The sequence below is a fragment of the Peribacillus sp. NPDC056705 genome (assembly GCF_043656335.1).
In genome coordinates this window covers 1-1,706 of the sequence record NZ_JBHTYI010000148.1, presented here as the reverse complement: position 1 = coordinate 1,706, position 1,706 = coordinate 1, and the positions used below count along the sequence as shown (strand labels likewise).

Annotated in this window: 2 protein-coding genes; both read left to right on the top strand. The window is 49.8% G+C overall.

The annotated features are described in order from the left end of the window. Positions 1–40: 40 nt before the first annotated feature. On the top strand, positions 41–928 hold the full coding sequence (locus ACFRAK_RS28350) for a hypothetical protein (RefSeq protein WP_394573092.1): 888 nt from the start codon (positions 41–43) through the stop codon (positions 926–928). A gap of 100 nt (positions 929–1,028) precedes the next feature. Then, the coding region (locus tag ACFRAK_RS28345; RefSeq protein WP_394573091.1) for an RNA polymerase sigma factor at positions 1,029–1,706 on the top strand (678 nt) is incomplete at its 3' end.

The following is a 1,706-nucleotide window of genomic DNA, read 5'->3' as shown; positions in this document are numbered from 1 at the left end:
GGGTTACATGGCATGGTATCCGTTGCCGGGTCATCAGAACGTGTATCTCAAAGATACCGCAGAGATGCCTTCGCGTATCTTCACCGGTGGAAGCAATGGGTTGATGGCCTATTCCTACGGTGACATGAGGTTAACCGTCAAGGGGTATGATCATCACATTTATACGGGGCTTGTGGAGCTGGAGCGCAGACCGGGTTATCAGCAGTTTGCGCAGAACGGGATAACGCAAAACCTCTCGCTCTTTGGAGGGGGGAACTGGATCGAAGTGCAGAAGACTGGGCTTCCTTATAGGTTCGTCACGACGCCTTATATGAAGAATGCGACAATCGGGTTGGCTGAGGATCTGCAGCTGAAGCATGATTATTTCAGCAGCTGGCTGCCTTCTTTCCGCTCCGGTATCGACACGATATTATTCCTTGGTCAAGGCAGCAACTTAAGCAGACAGCATGATCATATTGTTTTATCGATTCAGGATCGTTATAATCCAGCAAACCTGGCGGGCGAGTGGATGAACAATATTTTATTCGGTTCCCAGGCTAGCCTGGGCTATGGTTATGAAAATCCAGAGCGGGATGTCCGTGGAAAGATCAGTAGTCTGTTCTGGTATCTTTATTACATTGAAGAAAAGGGCTTGAGTGATAGACAGTTAAGATCCGCTTATATGAACCTGAGATCCGTACAGGAGCTGTTATTCAAGAATGGCAGCGGAACGGATCCCCAGAATAAAATCGGCATTACGATGGCTACCAAAGTCAGACGAGCGCTGCTGGAAGGGAAAGGGGATCAGGTGAAGCAGATTTTAACACATTTCTATCAGCAAGGTTTGATGCTGCCCAGCACGAATTCGAATCCGCTGCGGCCACTGGAGGAGCCGATTTCGTACTCACAATGGGAGCGGGAGTGGGAACGGGTCATGAATGATCAGTAACGCAAGCTTGACTGCATCCGTGCACAAATCAACACCTCCGGTATAATAGAGAGAGTATGGAATTGGGAAGGATAAGCTACACGTAGAAAGGGGGAGAGTCATGATTTCCGATCAGCAGTTGTCAGAACGTATGGCTGCAGGTGACCAGGAAGCGTTCGAAATGCTGGTGACGAGGTACCATGGGCCGCTGTTGAGTTATACCACCAGGCGGCTGGAGGACAGTCAGAAGGCCCAGGATATCGTACAGGAAACCTTTATTCGATTAATTCGGCATCTGAAGACGCATGGAACGCTCGAGCATGTACGCTCGTGGTTATACCGGGTTGCGCTTAATTTGTGCAAAGACTACTGGAAAAGTGCGACCTTCAGGTCTGAGGGACCTGCAGGAGAGGATTTGCCGGACGCTTATGATCCGGCACCAGGTGCCGAAGAACTGATGGAGCAGCAGGAGACTTCTCTGGAAATTGCAGCCTCGCTCGAGAGCCTGCCGGATATTCAGCAGGAAGTCATCTCGCTTCGATTCTTCCATGATCTGAAGCTACAGGAGATCGCGGACCTGGTCGATCTCCCCCTAAGTACGGTGAAGACACACTTATATAACGGCTTGCGAAAGCTGAAGAAGACGTTAACGCTGGAGCGATCAGGTCTGGTTCCGATACCCGCGACAAAGAAATTGTCGAGAGAAGCAGCCGATCCCCAAATTCGAAATCGTTCTATATCGGAAGAAGAAGCACGTCAGAATGCAAAAGAAAGTGAGGTGTATTACCATGGGTCATCC